General features: G+C 70.0%; 13 protein-coding genes. 9 read left to right on the top strand and 4 right to left on the bottom strand.

Going from position 1 to position 20,233, the window contains the following annotated elements; genetic code table 11:
• The first annotated feature begins 92 nt into the window (after nucleotides 1-92).
• Together ACZ3HQ_RS14440 and ACZ3HQ_RS14435 are read left to right on the top strand one after the other, a co-directional pair.
• Nucleotides 93-3,359, top strand: a complete 3,267-nt coding sequence (locus ACZ3HQ_RS14440) for a GH92 family glycosyl hydrolase (RefSeq protein ID WP_467511074.1) — start codon at nucleotides 93-95, stop codon at nucleotides 3,357-3,359.
• Nucleotides 3,360-3,469: 110 nt separating this feature from the next.
• Nucleotides 3,470-3,895: a DUF6003 family protein gene (locus ACZ3HQ_RS14435; protein ID WP_467510723.1), complete on the top strand. Its 426-nt coding sequence runs from the start codon at nucleotides 3,470-3,472 to the stop codon at nucleotides 3,893-3,895.
• A gap of 6 nt (nucleotides 3,896-3,901) precedes the next feature.
• Here ACZ3HQ_RS14435 and ACZ3HQ_RS14430 read toward each other — a convergent pair whose 3' ends face one another.
• The 4 genes from ACZ3HQ_RS14430 to ACZ3HQ_RS14415 form a co-directional block, all read right to left on the bottom strand.
• Nucleotides 3,902-4,666 (bottom strand): phosphatase PAP2 family protein, encoded by a 765-nt coding sequence (locus ACZ3HQ_RS14430; RefSeq protein WP_467510721.1) that lies wholly within the window; start codon nucleotides 4,664-4,666, stop codon nucleotides 3,902-3,904.
• A complete protein-coding gene (locus ACZ3HQ_RS14425; RefSeq protein WP_467510719.1) occupies nucleotides 4,666-5,619 on the bottom strand; it encodes a YihY/virulence factor BrkB family protein in 954 nt (317 codons plus the stop codon). The genes ACZ3HQ_RS14430 and ACZ3HQ_RS14425 overlap by 1 nt, the downstream gene beginning before the upstream one ends.
• 1 nt (nucleotide 5,620) lies before the next feature.
• Nucleotides 5,621-7,336, bottom strand: coding sequence for a bifunctional phosphatase PAP2/diacylglycerol kinase family protein (locus tag ACZ3HQ_RS14420; protein WP_467510717.1), 1,716 nt, complete (start codon nucleotides 7,334-7,336; stop codon nucleotides 5,621-5,623).
• A 147-nt stretch (nucleotides 7,337-7,483) separates the two neighbouring features.
• Complete coding sequence (locus tag ACZ3HQ_RS14415) at nucleotides 7,484-11,296, bottom strand: GH92 family glycosyl hydrolase (RefSeq protein WP_467510715.1); 3,813 nt, start codon at nucleotides 11,294-11,296, stop codon at nucleotides 7,484-7,486.
• A gap of 341 nt (nucleotides 11,297-11,637) precedes the next feature.
• On the opposite strand from ACZ3HQ_RS14415, the gene ngcE reads away from it, so the two are divergent.
• The 7 genes from ngcE to ACZ3HQ_RS14380 all read left to right on the top strand — a co-directional run bounded on the left by ngcE (nucleotide 11,638) and on the right by ACZ3HQ_RS14380 (nucleotide 20,060).
• The gene (gene ngcE, locus ACZ3HQ_RS14410; RefSeq protein WP_467510713.1) at nucleotides 11,638-13,083 is read left to right on the top strand and encodes an N-acetylglucosamine/diacetylchitobiose ABC transporter substrate-binding protein; all 1,446 of its coding nucleotides are present in this window, start codon (nucleotides 11,638-11,640) and stop codon (nucleotides 13,081-13,083) included.
• Between the two features lie 61 nt (nucleotides 13,084-13,144).
• Nucleotides 13,145-14,071 (top strand): carbohydrate ABC transporter permease, encoded by a 927-nt coding sequence (locus tag ACZ3HQ_RS14405; protein ID WP_467510711.1) that lies wholly within the window; start codon nucleotides 13,145-13,147, stop codon nucleotides 14,069-14,071.
• 5 nt (nucleotides 14,072-14,076) lie between these two features.
• On the top strand, nucleotides 14,077-14,991 hold the full coding sequence (locus ACZ3HQ_RS14400) for a carbohydrate ABC transporter permease (RefSeq protein WP_467510709.1): 915 nt from the start codon (nucleotides 14,077-14,079) through the stop codon (nucleotides 14,989-14,991).
• A gap of 339 nt (nucleotides 14,992-15,330) precedes the next feature.
• The gene (locus ACZ3HQ_RS14395; protein WP_467510707.1) at nucleotides 15,331-16,542 is read left to right on the top strand and encodes an ROK family transcriptional regulator; all 1,212 of its coding nucleotides are present in this window, start codon (nucleotides 15,331-15,333) and stop codon (nucleotides 16,540-16,542) included.
• A gap of 133 nt (nucleotides 16,543-16,675) precedes the next feature.
• Nucleotides 16,676-17,779 (top strand): sugar ABC transporter substrate-binding protein, encoded by a 1,104-nt coding sequence (locus ACZ3HQ_RS14390; RefSeq protein ID WP_467511072.1) that lies wholly within the window; start codon nucleotides 16,676-16,678, stop codon nucleotides 17,777-17,779.
• A 176-nt stretch (nucleotides 17,780-17,955) separates the two neighbouring features.
• Entirely contained in the window at nucleotides 17,956-18,747 is a 792-nt protein-coding gene (locus ACZ3HQ_RS14385; protein ID WP_161149124.1) for an ATP-binding cassette domain-containing protein, read from the top strand.
• Complete coding sequence (locus ACZ3HQ_RS14380) at nucleotides 18,744-20,060, top strand: sugar ABC transporter permease (protein ID WP_467510705.1); 1,317 nt, start codon at nucleotides 18,744-18,746, stop codon at nucleotides 20,058-20,060. Before ACZ3HQ_RS14385 ends, ACZ3HQ_RS14380 begins: the two co-directional genes overlap by 4 nt.
• Nucleotides 20,061-20,233 lie beyond the last annotated feature (173 nt).

Raw genomic sequence — 20,233 nt, 5'->3', positions numbered from 1 at the left:
CTCTTCCGCGGGGCCGGGGGCACGCGTTACTGTCCCTGCGGCTTGTGCGACCCGTGGTGCGCGACCCGTCCGCAAGGAGGAAGGGCCGCGTGATGCGTTTCCGTCCCATGTCCCTGCTGCTGGCCGCCGCGCTCGCGGTGGGCGGCGCCACCCCCGCCCTCGCGGCGGGCACCGCACCACCCGGCCTGGTCGACGACCCGACGCCGTACGTCGATCCGCTGATCGGCAGCAGCAACGGCGGCGACACCTACCCCGGCGCCGTGGTGCCCTTCGGGATGCTCTCCTGGAGCCCGGAGACCACCAGAGGCGACGCCACCCGCACCACGGCGCCCGGCGGCTACCACTACGACGCCACCCGCACCCGCGGCTTCAGCCTGACCCACATGTCCGGCACCGGCTGCGCGGGCGGCAGCGGGGACATCCCCTTCTTCCCCCACGCCGGTGACGTCGCCTCCTCCCCGGCGAGCGACACCAAGGACGCCGTCTACGCCTCCGGCTTCCAGCACACCGACGAGAAAGCCGAGCCCGGCCACTACAAGGTGGGCCTCGCCTCCGGAGTCACCGCCGACCTGACCGCCACCGCCCGCACCGGCTCGGCCCGCTTCTCCTACCCGGCCGGCAAGCCCGCCTCTTTGCTGGTGCGCACCGCCAACTCCGAAGTCGGGTCGGAGGATTCGACGGTCAGCATCGACCCCGAGAGCCGCACCGTCTCGGGCTCGGTCACCTCCGGCAACTTCTGCGGCTACCTCGACCCCGAGGGACAGCGCTCCTACTACACCCTGTACTTCACGGCCCACTTCGACCGCGCCTTCCAGACCACCGGCACCTGGCAGGACGACAAGCTCAACCCCGGCTCCACCAGCGCCTCCGGCGGCACCGGCGGCTTCTCCCACGGCGGCCGGCCCGTCGCGGGCAAGGGCGCCGGAGGCTACGTCGAGTTCGCGCCCGGCGAGGGCCCGGTGAACGTCAAGGTCGGCATCTCCTACGTCAGTCAGGACGCCGCCGAGGCCAACCTCCGTGCGGAGAACGGCCCGCGCCGCTCCTTCGAGGCCGTGCGGGACGCGGCCCGCGCCGCCTGGCGGGAGCGGCTCGGCGCCGTCCGGGTCGGCGGCGGCACCGACGCCGAGCGCACCACCTTCTACACCGCGCTCTACCACGCCCTGTTCCACCCCAACGTGATCAGCGACGCCGACGGCCGCTACCGGGGCAGTGACGGCGAGGTGCACCGGGTGGGCCGCGGCCACCGCGCGCAGTACGGCACCTTCTCCGGCTGGGACGTCTACCGCGACCAGGTCCAACTGCTCACCCTGCTCGACCCGCGCACCGGCTCCGACATCGCCCAGTCGCTCTACGAGCTGAGCGAGCAGAACGGCGGGATCTGGGACCGCTGGCTGCACGGCGCGAGCGGCACCCATGTCATGAACGGCGACCCCTCGCCCAGCGCGCTCGCCGGAATCCACGCCTTCGGCGGCACCGGGTTCGACCTCAAGGGCGCCCTGAAGTCCCTGGTCGAGGCGGCGACCGTGCCCACGGAGCAGGACCTCTCGGCGGCCGGGAAGCCGGTGCTCTCCGTCGGCCAGCGGCCCTCGCTCGACAAGTACCTGAAGCTGCACTACATGCCCAGCGTCTCCAACGCCTGGGGCGGCGCCGCCGAGACGCTGGAGATGTCCACCGCCGACTTCTCCCTCTCCCGACTCGCGGCTGCGGCGGGGGAGAAGCGGACCGAGAAGCAGTTCGCCGAGCGCGCCCAGTACTGGCAGAACAACTTCAACATCGCGGCCGACACCACCGGCGGCTACATCGCCAACCGCAAGGCGGACGGCAGTTGGGTCACCGGCTTCACCCCGGACACCGGCAACGGGTTCGTGGAGGGCAGCGCCGCCCAGTACACCTGGATGGTCCAGCACAACCCGGCCGGGCTGTTCGCCGCGCTGGGCGGCACCGACGAGGCGCTGGCCCGGCTGGACTCCTTCTTCCACACCGCCGACGGCAAGTGGGCCTTCACCGGCCAGGGTGGCGCCAAGTCCGAGATGGACAACGAGCCCTCGATCAACGTGCCGTACCTGTACGCGTACGCGGGCGCTCCGTACAAGACGCAGGAGACCGTGCGCGCGGCGATGCGGCAGCTCTGGTCCACCGGGCCCGGCGGCATCCCCGGCAACGACGACCTGGGCGCGATGTCGGCCTGGTACGTGTTCTCCGCCATGGGGATGTATCCGCAGGTGCCGTCGCGGTCCGAACTGGTCCTGGCGTCACCGCTGTTCGAGCGGGTGGAGATCAACCGGCCGCAGGGCAACGACATCTCGATCCGCGCCCGGGGTGCCGCCGCCGACGCGCCGTACGTCCAGTCCCTCAAGGTCGACGGCCGCTCCAGTGACCGGGCCTGGCTGCCCGCGTCCTTCGTTCGGGACGGCGGCCGGCTCGACTACCGGCTGGGCACCACCCCGAACCGCGCCTGGGGCGCCAGGACCCCGCCGCCCTCCTTCCGGCAGGGCGAGCAGCCGTACCAGATCGGGGTCGGCCCGACCACCGCGACCCTCGCCCCCGGCGACAGCACCGCGATCGACGTACGGGCGCTGTCGCTGAACGGCGGCACCGGTCCCGAGGTCCGCTTCAAGGTCGAGACGCCTGCCGGAGTCACGGCCACCCCCGCCGAGGGAACGGTCACCGGCGGCGCCCAGCGGATCACCCTCACCGCGGCCGAGGACGCCACCCAGGGCTTCTACACCGCCGAGGTCACGGTGACCTCGGGCGACACCTCCTACGAGCAGCCCGTCTCCCTCACCGTCACCGCCCCCGGCACCCTGCTGGCGGCCTACGACAACACCGGCGTCTCCGACGACACCGGCGACCACGACGAGGCGGACTACGACGGCGGCGGCTGGAGCTACTCGAAGCAGGCCCTCGCCGCGGCCGGGCTCACTCCGGGCAAGCAGGCCACCACCGGCGGCCTCGCCTTCACCTGGCCCGACTCGCCCGCCGGGCGCCCGGACAACGCCTCCGCCCACGGCCAGACCGTGGAACTGAAGGACCCCGCCACGGCGTTGGCCTTCGTCGGCAGCGCCGTCAACGGCAACCAGTCCGCCAAGGCGACCGTCACCTACACCGACGGCAGCACCTCAGCCGCCGACCTCTCCTTCACCGACTGGACCGTCGGCGGCGGGGGCGGCACCGTGCAGTACGGCAACGAGGTCGTCGCCAAGGCCGCGTACCGCAATGTCGCGGGCGCCGACAAGGACCCGGTGGCCACCTATGTATTCGCCACCAAGCCGTTCGCCGCGCCGGACGGGAAGCAGATCCGGAGCGTGAAGCTGCCCGACGACGGCGACCTGCACGTGTTCGCGCTCGCCGTCAAGTGATCGGGGGCGGTTCCGCCTCCTCGGTGCGATGAGGTGCGGGTGCGATGCGCTGCGGCGGCAGTAGCATCGTCTCCGCATCCAAATCGACACCGACAAGGCGGAACCGCCCGATGGCCGACGAGGCTTTCCTCTTCCTGCTTTCCGACCGTCACCCGAGCCTCGGCGCGGCCATGGCCGCCGTCGCCCCGCTGGAGTGCGACCAGACCCCGGCCGTGCGGGGCTGGATCTCCGCCCACGATGTCGCCCCGTCCTCCGAGCAGTTGAGGATTCTGCCCGCCGGGTCGGAGATCCTCATCCCCGAGGGGGCCGAGCGGCTGCCGATCCCGCTCACGGCCGAGGAGGAGGTCCGGGTCCAGCAGGAGTGCGCGCCCCAGTCGGTCACCGACATGGAGCGGGAGCTGCTGGACTTCCGGGACACCACCCAGGGCTGGGAGACCCTGGTGCACCGGGCGCTCACCGCCGGGGTCCCGGCGCCCCGCATCGCCAGGCTGACCGGACTCGACCCGCAGGAGATCGGCCGGCTGACCGGCGTGTGACGCGGCTCAGCGGGGAGTGCTGTCCGGCTCGGGACGCGGGCCGGACAGCTCGGGCTCCAGCCCCTCGGCGACGTGCGTGGGCCGCTGGCCGGTGTCCGACCGCCACGCCTCGAAGGCCCGGCTGGTCAGGACGACGACGGCCAGCCCGAGCAGCCACCCGCCCAGCACGTCGCTGAACCAGTGCACGCCGAGCGCGACGCGGGTGAAGCCGACCCCCACCACGGACACCACCGCCACCACCCAGCACGCGATCCGGGCCCGGCGCGGCACCATGGGGAGCAGGACCAGCAGGAACACCGCGAACGAGGTCGTGGCGGTCATCGCGTGCCCGGACGGGAACGAGTAGCCCGGCGCGTGCGCCACCGGGTCCACCAGGACCGGCCGCGCCCGTTCCACCAGCGTCTTCACGCCGAGCCCGAGCAGGCCGCCCACCACCGCCGTCACCGCCGCCCAAGCGGCGAGCCGCCGGGCACCGCGCCATAGCAGCCAGCCGGTCAGCAGCGCCACGCCCACGCGCAGGGTGAGCGGGTCCCATACGTAGTTCGAGAGCACGCGCAGGGTGCTCGTCCAGGCCGGGTGGTCCAGGGCGACCCGGTGCAGACCGTTCGCCGCGTCGCGGTCGAGGTCGCGCAAGGGGCTCCAGCGGCCCTCCACCAGGACCAGCAGCAGCGCGAAGGGCACGGCGGCGGCCGCGGCGATCCCGGCCGCCGCCAGCAGGCGGATGCCGAAGCGGCGGTCGGTGGCCCGCAGGACCGTGGTTCTCGTCGGCATCAGACCCCCGGGTCGGGTTGGATCGGTTCGGGCCGCCGCCCGCGCGCCGCCTCCAGTTGGGCCGCGAAGGAGAGCCCGAGGAACAGGGCGAGCGAGGTCAGGTAGGCCCACAGCAGCAGGGACATGAAGGCGCTCAGCGGACCGTATACGGTGTCGAAGGAGCCGCTCAGGTCCAGGTACAGGGCGAGTACCCAGGTCAGCGCCATCCACAGCACCAGATACACGGCCGCGCCGAAGGCCAGCCAGGTGTAGCCCGGCTGTTTGCGGCGCGGTGAGCGCCGGAAGATCGCGCTGGCGGAGATCAGCGCGAGCAGCAGCCCGAAGGGCCAGCGGACGATGTCCCACACCATCTGCGCGGTCGAGCCCAGCCCGTAGACCGACCCCGCGGCCGAGGCGAGGTCGTCACCGGCGACCATGACGACGAAGCCCAGCCCGAGCGGGAAGCCCGCGCAGAGCGCCATGACCAGGCCGCGCGAGTACTTGAGGTGGAAGGGCCGGTCGCGTTCGTTGCCGTAGATGCGGTTGGCGCCGCGCTCTATCTGGCACATCGCCGTGGTGACGTTCACGATCGAGAAGATCGCGCCGAACCAGAGGGCGACCTCGGCGCCGTCGCCCGCCTTGCGGCGGCTGCGGTCGAGCGCGTCGTCGACCACCTCGGCGCTGGGTCCCTCGGCGATGCGGTGGATGGTCAGCTCGGCCATCCGGCCGACGTCCTCGGTGTGCAGGCTGGTGGAGAGGCCGACGAAGGCCAAGGCCAGCGGGATCACCGACAGCACGGTCTGGAGGGCGAGCGCGCGGGAGTGGCTGAAGCCGTCGGCGTACCGGAAGCGGAGGAAGGCGTCGCGCAGCAGCGACCAGCCGCCGTAACGGCGCAGGGTCACCCACGCCTCGTCGGCGGAGAGTTCGTCCCCGCTCATGTCGCGGGTCTCCGGGACCTTGGTGGCGCTGCCCATGTCAGCCCTCCCGGTTCGGGACCAGCACGGTCAGCGCGCCCGGCACGACCTCCACCGACAGGCGCAGCCCGGTGCCGACCGGGTCGCCGTCGATCTCGCGGGGCTCCGGGGCGTCGAAGGTGAACTCGGCCCGCCGGAAGGTAAGGAACTCCGGCTGCCCGTCGCCCTCCTCGCCGTCCCGCTCGCGGTGCAGCAGCAGCGCGCTCACCGCGCGCAGCCAGCCGGCGGGACCCTGGGGGTCGAGTATCAGCAGGTCCAGCACCCCGTCGTCGGGACGGGCGTCCGGGATCAGGCGCAGGCCGCCCTGGAGTTCGCCGGTGTTGCCGACGAGCACCATGCGGGCCGTACGGCGCAGCGGCCGGCCGCCGTCCAGGCGGACGGTCAGGCCCATCCGGGGGCCGCGCATCGCCTTGGGGGCGGCCAGGACGTACGCGGGCCAGCCCAGCAGCGCCTTGGCCCGGTCGTGCTCCTCGGCGTACGTCATCATCGCGGCGTCCAGGCCGACGCCGGACATCACCGCGAAGTGGGTGGCCGGGAGGCCGTCGCCCTCGATCCGGGCGAGGTCGATGACGCGGGGCGCGCCGCCCAGGGCCGCGTCGAGCGCCTCGGCCGGGGTGAGGGGGAGGCCGAGGTTGCGGGCGAGGAGGTTGCCGGTGCCGAAGGGCACCACGGCAAGCGGGACACCGCTGCCGGCCAGCCGGTCCGCGGCCGCGCGGACCGTGCCGTCGCCGCCGCAGACCACGACCAGCGCGGCACCCTCGTCCAGCGCCCGGGCGGTCTGGCCGCCGCCGGGGTCGGAGGCCGTCGTCTCGATGAACACCGGTTCCCGGTGGCCGTGCTGGGCCAGGACCCGGCGCAGCTCGTCCCGCGCGCTCTCGTCGACCGTCGTGGGGTTGACGACCACCGCGACCCGGCCCGGCAGCAGCTCGGCGCGCGGGGCCGAAGGGGCCTCGGGCAGCGCGCCCGGCGCCGACACACGGCCGTCGCGGAGCAGGGCGTGCCCGACGACCAGCAGGGACAGCGCGCCGTTGATCACACCGCCCACCACGTCGGTCGGGTGGTGCATGCCCCGGTACAGACGGGAGACGCCCACGACGACCGGCAGGAGGAGCAGCAGCGCGGCGAGCACGCGCCGCCAGGGGCTCCGTACGCGGGACAGCACGAGGACGGCGAGGCCGCCGTAGACCGCGGTGGCCGCGCCGGTGTGGCCGGAGGTGTAGCTGGAGGTCGGCAGGGAGCCGTCGAGCCGGTGCACATCGGGGCGCTGGCGGTCCACCGCGATGGTGATGACCAGGAACACCAGCGACTGGAGCGCGACCCCGAGTGCGAGGAACGACGCCTGACGCCACATCGGCAGCCGGGGTATGAAGACCATGGCCAGGCAGGCCGCCAGCGTCACCCCGATCACCGTGGCCGTGTTGCCCAGCTCGGACCCGATCGAGGACAGCGTGGTCAGGGTGGAGGTGCGCAGCCGCTCCAGGCCCCGGTTGACGCCGTCCTCGGCCGTCATCGGCCACAGGTGCCGGGCGGGGCCGGTGATCAGGAAGCCCAGGCCGGTCATGAGCGCTGCCTGGCACACCGCCAGCGCGCCGATGGAGGCCGCCGCCCGCGTCGTACCGCGCGGCAGCTCGCGGGGGCGCCCGGTGGGGGCCGTCCTGACGGAGCGTGGCGCGTCGTCGGGCAGCCCCGCTGATCTCTCCGGTACGGCGGTCGGCATCGGTGCAACTCCTCGGTTCGGTCGGTGGGCCGGGCCGGACCGCGCGGGCCCGATCCACCGCACTCATGCCCCCTCAACGGCCGAGCAGACGGCACGAAAGGGGCGGCCCCGCGCGGGAGCCGCCCCTTCACCGTCCGACAGGAGCCGTCAGGCCAGCAGTTCCACCTCCGCCAGCGTCGACTCCCCGTCCAGCACCAGCCGGTACTTGGTGTACGCACCCGGCGCGCTCACGCTGAACGCCCGTGTCTGGCGGTCCCAGGCGAAGGACTCACCGGAGCGCTTGTCCAGCGTCCGCCAGGTGGTGCCGTCGGTGGAGCCCTGGAGGGTCCAGCCGGCGGGTGCCTTGGTACGGTCCGCCGGCGAGGTCAGCGTGTACTGGACCGCCTTGGTCGCGCCCCCGTCCGGACCGGCCGGCAGGTCCACCGAGGTGACCGCCGCGCTCGTCGCCGAGGTGTTGTCGAACAGCGCGCCGTCGCCCTTCAGCACGTCCGCGCGCGGGGTCGGCACCTTGTCGTCCTCGGTGACCGACACCGGGGCGGCGTCCTTGCCCGAGCCCCACGACGAGGGCTTCGGCCCCATCGAGAAGTCCAGCACCCCGCCCTTGGACAGCAGCGCGTGGGGGAGCGAAGTGGAGTTCCAGGAGCGGCCGTTGAAGCGGACACCCTGGATGTACACGTTCCGGTCGCTGTTGGCCGGGGCCTTGATCACCAGGTCCCGGCCGTTCTCCAGGTGGACCGTGGCCTTCTTGAACTGCGGGGAGCCGATGGCGTACTCCCCGCTGCCCATGACCAGCGGGTAGAAGCCGAGCGAGGAGAAGAGGTACCAGGCCGACTGCTCGCCGTTGTCCTCGTCGCCGTGGTAGCCCTGCCCGATCTCGCTGCCCGTGTACAGCCGGGACAGCACCTCGCGCACGTTCTTCTGCGCCTTCCAGGGCTCGCCGGCCGCGTCGTACATGTAGTTGACGTGGTGGGCGACCTGGTTGGAGTGGCCGTACTGGCCCATCCGGACGTCCCGCGCCTCGGTCATCTCGTGGATGACACCGCCGTAGGAGCCGGTGAACTCCGGGGAGGCGGTCTCCGGGGTGGCGAAGTATTCGTCCAGCTTGTCGCCGAGGGCCTTGCGGCCGCCGTACAGGTTGGCCAGGCCCCGGCTGTCCTGCGGGGCGGTGAAGGCGTAGCCCCAGCCGTCGGTCTCCGTGTAGTCGTACCCCCACACACGCGGGTCGTACTTGGCGGAGTCCACGCGCCAGTCGCCCTTGGCGTTGCGGCCCTGGAAGAAGCCGGCCTTCTTGTCGAAGAGGTTCACGTAGTCGCGGGCGCGGTTGAGGAAGTACGCTGACTCCTCCTTGTACCGCTTCTCGCCGGTCTTCTCGTAGAGGGCCTCGCCCATCCTGGCGATGCCGTAGTCGTTGACGTAGCCCTCCATCGCCCAGGAGAAGCCCTCATGGGTGTCGGTGGTGGTGTAGCCGAGGAAGGGCGAGGTGGCCATGCCCTTGCGGCCGACGCCCGAACTCGGCGGCACCACGGTGGCGTTCTTCACCGCCGCGTCGTACGCCGCCTTCGCGTCGAACTTCACGCCCTTGACGTAGGCGTCCGCGAACGCCACGTCCGAGGAGGTGCCGGTCATCAGGTCGGCGTAGCCGGGGGAGGACCAGCGGGAGGTCCAGCCGCCGTCCTTGTACTGCTGCACGAACCCGTCGACCATCTCGCCCGCCTGGGACGGCGTCAGGAACGAGTAGGCGGGCCAGGTGGTGCGGTAGGTGTCCCAGAAGCCGTTGTTGACGTACACCTTGCCGTCGACGATCTTGGCGCCGGTGTGCGTCGGCGTGTCCGGGTTCGGCATCGGGGAGAACGGCGAGGCGTACTGGTACTTCTCCCCCACCTTCTCGAAGCCCGAGTTCGGGTACAGGTACAGCCGGTACATGCTGGAGTACAGCGTGGTGAGCTGCTCCGGGGTGGCGCCCTCCACCTCGACCTTGCCGAGGATCTTGTCCCAGGCCCGCTGGGCGCGCGCCTTGACGGTGTCGAAGGAGGTGCCGTCCGGGATCTCCTGGCGCAGGTTGTCCTTCGCCTGGTCCAGGCTGATCAGCGAGGTCGCCAGGCGCAGGGTCACCGTGCGGTCGGCGCCCGCGGCGAACCGGAGGTAGCCCTTGACCCCGCTGGAGGAGCCCTCGGTGACCGGCTTGTCGAAGGTGCCGTAGACGAACAGCCGCGTCGCGCCCGTGGACAGCCCCGACTTCACGTCGGAGTAGCCGGTGACGATCCCGTGCTCCTTGTCCAGCGTCAGCCCCGCCTGCTCGGTGACGTTGTCGAACAGCACGCTCGCGTCGTCGCCGGGGTAGTTGAAGCGCAGCACGGCCGCGTGGTCGGTCGGGGCCATCTCGGCCTTGAGGCCGTTCTCGAACTCGACCCCGTAGTAGTACGGCCGGGCCGTCTCGTTCTCGTGCCGGAAGGCCAGTTCGCGGGCCTCGCGGCCGGTGTCCGGGGTGCCCTTGGCGGCCGACGGCATCAACTGGAAGGTCTGCCGGTCGCCCATCCACGGGCTCGGCTCATGGCTGGCGCTGAACGCCTGGACGGTCGGCAGGTTGTCCTCGTTGTTGGCCCGCGCGTACTCGTACAGCCAGCTCAGCGAGGACGCGTTGGTCACCGGGGTCCAGAAGTTGAACCCGTGCGGCATCGCGGCGGCCGGGAAGTTGTTGCCGCGCGAGAAGCTGCCGCTGGAGTTGGTGCCGCGCGTGGTCAGCGCGTAGTCCGACAGATGCGCCCTGGGCCGCTCGGGAGCCACCCGCTTCAGCGCCACGTCGTCGACCCAGCCCCGGAACTTCGCCGGGCCCTTGGGGGAGTCGTACGCCACCAGGACGCGGTCCACGGTCTTGCCCGCGGCCACCTCGCCGATCCGGGACGCCACGTCGTTCCACTGGTTGACGTACAGCACCTTGGCGTCGCCCTGGCCGCGGGGGGTCAGCGGGAAGCCGTGCTGGTCCTTCGCGCCGAGGGAGCTGAGGTAGGTGCCGTCGGTGAAGGCCAGGTCCACGCTGACGTTGGTGGCGTCGTAGTCCCGGTCGCCGTCGGCCATCGACGGGAAGAGGCGGTACGACAGCCGGGTGTCGCGGGCCACCCGCACATTGACGTCGAAGACCTTGTTGTACGAGTAGCCCCGGCCGTCGGCGGTGTGCCGTCCGGCGTAGCGCAGGGCGTGGGTGCCGGTGAAGCCCGCCCGCGCCTTGGCGGTGGGGGAGCCGCTCGGGCCCTTGTCGACCAGGCTCAGCATGTCCTGCGGCGCGGGTCCGTCGCCGCCGCCGGTGGAGAACTGCACGTCGGCCAACTGGAGTGCGTCCGAGGCGCCGTTGTTCTTCGTCACCTCCAGCCGGAAGTGCTGGTACTCGGCCGGCTGGTCGAGCTGGTACGACTTGGTGCCGAAGCGGTCCGGGAAGGTCTCGCCGGTCCGGGTGTCGAGGGTCTTCCAGTCCTTGCCGTCCGCCGAGCCCTCCAGCCGCCAGTCCTTCGGGTCGCGCTCGTCGTGGTCGTTGGCCGAGGTGAGCGCGTAGGCGGCGAGCGCGACCGGCTGGTCCAGGTCGAACTCCACCCAGCCGGTGGGTGCGAACGTCAGCCATTTGCTGCCGGGATCGACATCGGTGAGGTTCTCCTTCACCTCGCCCGCGCCGGTGTTCTCCCCGCTCGCCCGCAGATCGGTGACGTGGTCGGTGACATTGCCCGGAATGCCGGTGGTGTAGCCGCCGTCCACGCCCGAGGAGCGCTTGGCGCCGCCCGGTCCGGTCTCGACGGTGTTCAGCCAGTCCGGTGCCGGGTCCCCGGACTCGAACGAGTACGCGAACTCCGTGGTGGCGGCGGGCGCCCTGGCCGGCACGGCGACCGCCGCCCCCTGGGCGCCGACGCCCATGACAAAGGCGGTCGTGAGGACGACCGCCGGAGTCCATCTGTGCCGAGATCTCCGCTGCATCTACGGATTCCCCTCCCGCGCTTACTTCGGACAACGTTGTCAGCTTGCTGCGCAGGAACCAGTAGGTGGTCAAGTGGCCGGTGATGTCAAGGGTGTTGAGTGTGGCATTCAGGGGGCTATATCGGTAATTCATCCGGCAGGGCGTGCGGAGCCCGGCGATATTTCCACCAGGTCTCAACTCGGAAAAGACCGGCGGCCGACCTTGCATTCGATCTTGCCCCCTTGGCGGGAAGTGGACTATACCTGTCGGCGTTTCCTGCACGAGCCAGCACAACCCGACCGCGGTGCCGGGGGGAGATCCGGTTCACCGCCTGAGTCCTGGAGAAGGCGAGGACTTGAGCATGGGTTCCACCGGACAGCATGGCAGCGAGGGCGTCGGCCGTCGTGATCTGATTAAGCGCACGGCGGTGCTCGGCCTGGCGGCCGCCCCCGGAATGGGGCTGCTGTCGGCCTGCGCGAGCAGCGGCGGCGACGGGCAGGACAAGGCGAAGGCGGGCAAGAAGACCGAGAAGAACCCGCTCGGCGTCAACGACACCGCCAAGCTGGACTTCGTCCTCTTCGACGGCGGCTTCGGCAAGGAGTACGCCGAGGACGCGGTGAAGCTGTACGAGAAGGACTTCCCCAAGGCCCAGGTGAAGTTCTCCGCCACCCAGAAGATCCAGTCCACCCTGCAGCCCCGCTTCAACCAGGGCAACCCGCCGGACCTCATCGACAACTCCGGCGCCGAGCAGATGGACATGGGCGTCCTGGTCGGCAAGAAGCAGCTCGCCGACCTCACCCCGCTGCTGGACGCGCCGTCGTACGACGACCCGTCCAAGAAGGTCCGCGACACCCTGCGCCCGGGCATCGTGGAGATGGGCCAGTTCGACGGCGACCCGGTGTGGATTCTCAACTACGCCTACACCGTGTACGGCGTCTGGTACTCCCAGAAGGCCCTGGACGGGCTGGACGAGAAGTACCCCGAGACCTGGGACGACATGCTCAAGGTCTGCGCCAAGGCCAAGAAGAAGGGCATCGCGGGCTGGACCTACGCGGGCAAGTACCCGTACTACCTGCCCTTCTCGCTCTACCCGATGATCGCCAAGGTCGGCGGCCGCGAGGTGCTGGACGCGATCGACAACCTGGAGCCCAACGCCTGGAAGCACCCGGCCGTCAAGGCGTGCTTCGAGGCGTACTACGAGCTGTTCAAGAAGGGCTACATCCTGCGCGGCACGCCCGGCCTGGACCACATCCAGTCGCAGACGGCCTGGGCCAAGGGCAAGGCGCTGTTCATCCCGAACGGCTCCTGGGTGGAGAACGAGTCGGCCAACGTCATCCCCGCCGACTTCAACCTGGCGGTCTCGGCGCCGACCGGACTCGACAGCTCCGACAAGATGCCCTTCGGCACCATCTGGGCCTCCGGCGGTGAGCCCTTCGTGGTCCCGGCCAAGGCGGCCAACCCCGAGGGCGGCATGGAGCAACTGCGCATCATGCTCTCCGAGGCGTCCTCGCGGAACTTCACCTCCAAGGTGAAGTCGCTCTCCGCGCTCAACGGCGGCATCGACGGCATCGAGCTGACCCCCGGTCTGAAGGCGGGCGTCGCCGCGCTGGACAAGGCCGGGGACAACGTGGTGAACCCGCGTATCCCGGACTGGTACGTCCAGTTGGAGAAGGAGAAGATCGGCGTCGGCGGCCTCGGCGAGATGATGGCCGGCCGGCTCACCCCGGCCGAGACGGTCAAGAAGATCCAGGGCTTCGCCGACGAGGCGGCCAAGGACGACTCCATCAAGCACTACAAGCACAAGTAACACCCCCTCACGGGTTCGTCACCAGCGGCAGCACGTGTCCCAGGAACGGGGTCGTCCGGCAATGCAGCACGGCAAGTACGGGTTCATCACGGGGTTCCTCGCGGCCCCGCTCGGGCTCTACGCACTCTTTGTGATCTGGCCGTTCATCCAGTCCATCTACTACTCGTTCACGGACTGGACCGGCCTGAGCCCCGAATTCAGCATGGTGGGTGCCGACAACTACACCCGGATGCTGCACGACGACATCTTCTGGAAGTCGTTGACGCACAGTCTGCTCTTCGCCCTGCTGCTGCCGCTGGTGACGCTCGGCATGGCCCTGTTCTTCGCTTTCATGATCAATGTGGGCGGCCGGCACCGAAAGGGCGGTCCGGTCGTCACCGGAGTGCGCGGTTCCGGCTTCTACAAGATCGTCTATTTCTTTCCGCAGGTGCTCTCGATCGCCATCGTGGCCCTGCTCTTCGCCTTCGCCTACAACCCGGACAGCGGCGCCATCAACTCGTTCCTGCGCGGCATCGGCCTGGACTCGCTCCAGCCGCTCTGGCTGGGCGATCCGAACCTCGCGCTGTGGTGCGTGATGGCGGTGCTGATCTGGTCCACCACCGGCTTCTTCGTGGTGCTGTTCAGCGCGGGCATGGCCTCGATCCCGGCCGAGCTGTACGAGGCGGCCCTGCTGGACGGGGCCGGCCGTGCGACCACCTTCTTCCGGGTCACCCTGCCGCTGCTGTGGGACACCGTGCAGTCCGGCTGGGTCTACATGGGCATCCTCGCGCTGGGCGCCGAGTCGTTCGCGGTCGTACAGATCATGACGACCGGCCCCGGCGGCCCCGACTACTCGACCACGGTGCTGGTCCTGTACGTGTACCAGAAGGCGTTCCGGGACGGTCAGGCCGCCTACGCCACCACCATCGGCGTCGCCCTGCTGGTCGTCACGCTCGCGTTCGCCGCGATCGTGATGCGGCTGGGCCGCCGCGAGCGGCTGGAGTACTGAGCCCCATGACGACCACCGACGCTCCCGTCCCGCCCCCCGCGCCCGTCGTGAAGACCGACGCGGTTCCGCCCCGCCCCGGTGCCCGCCGCCGCTCCGAGGGCTCCGTCCTCAACGTCTTCTCGCACGGCGTGCTGGTCATCTGGGCGATCATGGTCGTCCTGCCGCTGCTGTGGGCGGTGATGACCTCGTTCAAGGACGACAGCTCCATCTTCGGCTCGCCCTGGGCGCTGCCGGACAAGCTGCACTTCGACAACTGGTCGCGCGCCTGGTCCCAGGCCCATATGAGCGAGTACTTCCTCAACACCGTTCTGGTGGTGGGAGGTTCGCTGATCGGCACCCTGGTGCTCGGCTCGATGGCGGCCTATGTGCTGGCCCGCTTCGACTTCCCGGGCAACCGCTTCATCTACTACCTGTTCGTCGGCGGGATGAGCTTCCCGATCATGCTCGCGCTGGTGCCGTTGTTCTACGTCGTGCACAACATGGGGCTGCTGAACACGATCCACGGACTGATCCTGGTCTACATCGCCTACTCCCTGCCGTTCACGGTCTTCTTCCTGACCGCTTTCTTCCGTACCCTGCCCACTTCGGTGGCCGAAGCGGCCTTCGTGGACGGCGCCTCGCACAGCCGGACCTTCTTCCAGATCATGCTGCCCATGGCCAGGCCCGGCCTGATCAGCGTGGGCATCTTCAACTTCCTCGGCCAGTGGAACCAGTACATGCTGCCGACGGTGCTGAACACCGACCCGGACAAGAAGGTGCTCACCCAGGGGCTCGTCCAACTCGCCGTCAGCCAGGGCTACAAGGGCGACTGGTCCGGCCTCTTCGCGGGGCTGGTGATGGCGATGCTGCCGGTGCTGGCGGCGTACATCGTCTTCCAGCGGCAGGTGGTCGCGGGACTGACGGCGGGCGCGCTGAAGTAACCCTGCACTGCTCCAGGCCGGCCCCGGTGCCCCCACCGGGGCCGGCGCATGTGTGGACATCGGCGGTCACTTTGCGATCGTTACCGGTCACCCGGCGCGAACCCCGCCGTCAGCCCCTGAAGCCACTCCTGGTCACAGCCTCGTCACGCGATGAAACCCACTCGGAGGAGGGACAGCGGATCACGGCGAGTGTCAGCGATTTCCGTCAAGGACTTGACTGCGGTTACCCCTTCAGCAGAGCTTGGAGTTCATAACTTGTAAGTGGCCCGGTTCCGCAGATGTGACCTGGGCCACGGGCGGCGATGGGGCCGCCCGCCGATGTCGGGAGTGGATGGGTCGATGGAGACTCCGGGGTCGCAGTCGTCGCTGCACCGAGCCAACCTGGAACGAGTCGTACGGGCGGTGCGGCTGGCCGGGTCGCTCACGCAGGCGGAGATCGCCCGTACGACCGGGTTGTCCGCCGCGACGGTCTCCAACATCGTGCGCGAGCTGAAGGACGGCGGGACCGTCGAGGTCACGCCCACCTCGGCGGGCGGCCGCCGGGCCCGCAGCGTCTCGCTCAGCGGGGACGCCGGGATAGTGATCGGCATCGACTTCGGCCACACCCACCTGCGCGTGGCCATCGGCAACCTGGCGCACCAGGTGCTCGCCGAGGAGTCCGAGCCGCTGGACGTGGACGCCTCCTCGACGCAGGGCTTCGACCGGGCCGAGGAGCTGATCGACCGGCTGATCGCCGCCACCGGCGTGGACCGGGGCAAGGTGGCCGGGGTCGGCCTCGGTGTACCGGGCCCCATCGACGTGGAGTCGGGCACCCTGGGCTCCACCTCGATCCTGCCCGGCTGGGGCGGCACCCGGCCCGCCGAGGAGCTGCGCGAACGCCTCGGCGTGCCCGTGCACGTGGACAACGACGCCAATCTGGGCGCCCTCGGCGAGCTGGTCTGGGGCAGCGGCAAGGGCGTCCGCGACCTCGCCTACATCAAGGTGGCCAGCGGGGTCGGGGCGGGCCTGGTGATCAACGGGCAGATCTACCGCGGGCCCGGCGGGACGGCCGGGGAGATCGGGCACATCACCCTCGACGAGGGGGGCCCGGTGTGCCGCTGCGGCAACCGCGGCTGCCTGGAGACCTTCACCGCCGCGCGCTACGTCCTGCCGCTGCTCCAGCCGAGCCACGGCACCTCCCTGACCATGGAGGGCGTCGTCCGGCTGGCCCGCGACGGGGACCCCGGCTGCCGTCGCGTCATCGCCGACGTGGGCCGGCACATCGGCAGCGGCGTGGCCAACCTGTGCAACCTGCTGAACCCCAGCCGGGTCGTCCTGGGCGGCGATCTCGCCGAGGCCGGGGAACTGGTGCTGGCCCCCATCCGGGAGTCCGTAGGACGCTATGCGATCCCCAGCGCGGGACGTCAACTGTCCGTGCTTCCAGGGGCACTTGGCGGCCGGGCCGAGGTGCTCGGAGCACTCGCGCTCGCACTGAGCGAAATGGGCGATTCGACCCTGCTCGACGGCTCCGCCACGGCCTCGCTGCCCGTGGTCGCTCCTGCCTTCACTTAGATAACGGATGGCACCGTTGCCATCTCGTTAAGGATTTACTTCTTGACGCCGAACGCGTGGCCGAGTTGACTTCCAGCCACCTCGGCCGCAACGACGCGGCCTCGTCAGGGAGGTTTCTGAAGTGAACACGCGTATGCGTCGTGCGGCCTTCGCCGTTGCTGCTGGTGCCATGGCCGTCTCGCTCGCCGCCTGTGGCAGTGCCAAGGAGTCCGGTGGCGGTGCCAGCAAGTCCGCGGACAGCAAGAAGAAGGGCGACGCGATCACGGTCGGCCTGCTCCTTCCGGAGAACCAGACCGCGCGTTACGAGAAGTTCGACCGTCCGCTGATCGAGAAGAAGGTCTCGGAGCTGACGAACGGCAAGGGCAAGGTCGTCTACGCCAACGCCAAGCAGGACGCGACCCAGCAGAACCAGCAGGTCGACACCATGATCACCAACAAGGTGGACGTCCTGATCATCGACGCGGTGGACGCCGCTGCGATCAAGAACTCGGTGCAGAAGGCCAAGGACGCCGGCATCCCGGTCGTCGCCTACGACCGCCTGGCGCAGGGCCCGATCGACGCCTACACCTCGTTCGACAACGAGACCGTCGGCAAGACGCAGGGCGAGGCCCTCCTGAAGGCCCTTGGCTCCAAGGCCAAGTCCGGCAAGATCGTCATGATGAACGGCTCCTCCACGGACCCGAACGCCGCCCAGTTCAAGAAGGGCGCGCACGACGTCCTCGACGGCAAGGTGAACGTCGGCAAGGAGTACGACACCAAGGAGTGGAAGCCGGAGAACGCCAACTCCAACATGGAGGGCGCCATCTCGGCCCTGGGCAAGAAGAACATCATCGGCGTCTACTCCGCCAACGACGGCATGGCCGGCGGTATCATCACCGCCCTCAAGTCCGCGGGCATCTCCAACGTCCCGGTCACCGGCCAGGACGCCGAGCTCGCCGGTGTGCAGCGCATCGTCTCCGGTGCCCAGTACATGAGCGTCTACAAGCCGTACGCCCCGGAGGCCGACGCCGCCGCGGAGATGGCCGTCAACCTGGCGCAGGGCAAGTCGCTGGACTCCGTCGCCAAGGACAAGGTCGACAGCCCCACCACCAAGGGTGTTCCGTCCATCCTGGTCGCCGTCACCTCGCTGACCAAGGACAACATCAAGGACACCGTCATCAAGGACGGCGTCTACACGGTGGCCGACATCTGCACCGCCCAGTACAAGGCCGCCTGCGACAAGGCCGGCCTGAAGTAACCGACGGGCCCCTTCTCCCCCCGCCGGCCGGATTCCCGCCGGCGGGTCGGTGAGGCCCGCTCAGGCTCCTCCGGCGCCCCGCGCATACACACAGCCCCGCAAGCTCGGCGCGGGGCGCCGGACGGAATTCCCCCAAACTTCTGCACAACCTCCCGCCGGGTCAGGCGGCGAAGGAGATGGTTCACGTGTCCGCTACGCCCGTGCTGGCGTTGCGCGGAGTCTCCAAGCGATTCGGTGCCGTCCAGGCGCTCACCGATGTCACGCTGGAGGTCCACGCCGGTGAGGTGGTCGCCCTGGTGGGCGACAACGGTGCCGGAAAGTCCACGCTGGTCAAGACGATCGCCGGCGTGCACCCCATCGATGAGGGTGTCATCGAATGGGACGGCAAGACCGTCCAGGTCAACAAGCCGCACGACGCCCAGAACCTGGGCATCGCGACGGTGTACCAGGACCTCGCGCTGTGCGACAACATCGATGTCGTCGGCAACCTCTACCTGGGCCGGGAGATCCGCCGCGCGGGCGTCCTGGACGAGGTCGAGATGGAGCGGCGCTCGCGTGAGCTGCTGGACCAGCTCTCGATCCGCATCCCCAGCGTCCGTATCCCGATCGCCTCGCTCTCCGGCGGTCAGCGCCAGGTCGTGGCCATCGCCCGGTCCATGCTCGGCGAGCCCAAGCTGGTGATCCTCGACGAGCCGACCGCCGCGCTCGGCGTCGAGCAGACCGCCCAGGTCCTCGACCTGGTCGAGCGGCTGCGGGAGCGCGGCCACGCCGTGATTCTGATCAGCCACAACATGGCCGACGTCAAGGCGGTCGCCGACAAGGTGGCCGTGCTGCGCCTGGGCCGCAACAACGGCGTCTTCGAGGTCAAGTCGACCTCGCAGGAAGAGATCATCTCCGCCATCACCGGCGCCTCGGACAATGCCGTCACCCGTCGTGCGGCGCGCACCAATGGGGAGATCAAGAAGTGAGCATCGAGAAGACCTCCACCCCTGCGGACGACGCCACCCCCCAGCCCTCCGCCGACGCGGCCGCGGTGAACCCGGAGGCCGCCCCCGGCGCCGGTGTCGCCGTCGACCCCCGGCTGCTCGTGCGCGAGCAGGGACTCGCGGGCTACGTGGGCGAGTTCAAGCGCAAGATGAAGGCCGGCGACCTGGGCTCGATGCCCGTCGTGGTCGGACTCATCGTCATCTGGATCATCTTCCAGAGCCTGAACTCCAACTTCCTCACCGCGGGCAACCTCTCCGACATCTCCGTCGCCATGGTCGGCACGGGCATGATCGCCGTCGGTATCGTGTTCGTCCTGCTGCTCGGCGAGATCGACCTCTCGGTCGGCTCCCTCTCCGGTGTCGCGGGCGCCACCTTCGCGGTGCTCAACATCACCAACGGCATGAACGAGGTGCTGGCCTTCGTGCTGGCGATCCTCACGGGCACCGTCGCCGGCGCCATCCAGGGCTTCTTCTTCGCCAAGATCGGTGTGCCGGCCTTCGCCGTCACCCTGGCGGGACTGCTGTTCTGGAACGGCCTGATGCTCAAGATCCTGGGCGACAACGGCACGATCAACCTGAACAGCGACGGCCTGGTCGCCAACCTGACCAGCTACTACTTCTCCGACGTGGCCGCCGCCTACGGCCTGGCCGCCGTGGTGACGGTGCTGTTCTTCGTCAGCTCCTTCCTCGGCAACAAGCGCCGTGACGCCGCCGGGGTGCCGTCGAAGCCGCTGAGCGAGATCATCCTGCGCACCGTGCTGCTGGGCCTGGTCTCCTTCGCCGTGGCGATCGTCTTCAACCAGTACAAGGGCCTGCCGCTGGCGGTCGTGATCTTCGTCGCGGTCCTCTTCGTCACCGACTTCGTGCTGCGACGCACGGCCTACGGCCGCAAGGTGTTCGCGCTCGGCGGCAGCGTCGAGGCGTCCCGCCGTGCCGGTATCAACGTGGACCTGGTCCGCATCTCGGTGTTCGCCGTCTCCGGCACCTTCGCGGCGCTGGGCGGTCTGTTCATCGCCTCCAAGATCGCCTCCGCCAACCAGGGCGCGGGCGGCGGTGACCTGCTGATGAACGCCATCGCGGCGGCCGTCATCGGCGGCACCTCCCTCTTCGGCGGCCGCGGCCGCACCTGGAACGCGCTCCTCGGTGTGCTGGTCATCGTCTCGATCCAGTACGGCCTGGCCCTCCAGGGCATCCCCTCGCCGGTGCAGTACATGATCACCGGTGGCGTCCTGCTGGCGACCGTCGTCATCGACGCGGTGACCCGCAAGACCCAGAAGTCGGCCGGCCGCGCGTAAGCTCGGCAGGCACTGGGAGGCCCGGCGCGACGATGCGCCGGGCCTCCTGCGTTTCCCCTGGCCACGCCCCCGTCCACCGGGGGTGGGGCCGTTCGCATGACTACAGGGGCACCGCCCGGCCATCGGCCGCCGGGGCGGAACATTAGACTCATCAAGCCCGGCAACAGCTCGAT

The sequence above is a fragment of the Streptomyces sp. NPDC018263 genome, assembly GCF_055562575.1.
This window is presented reverse-complemented; position numbering and strand designations above follow the sequence as displayed.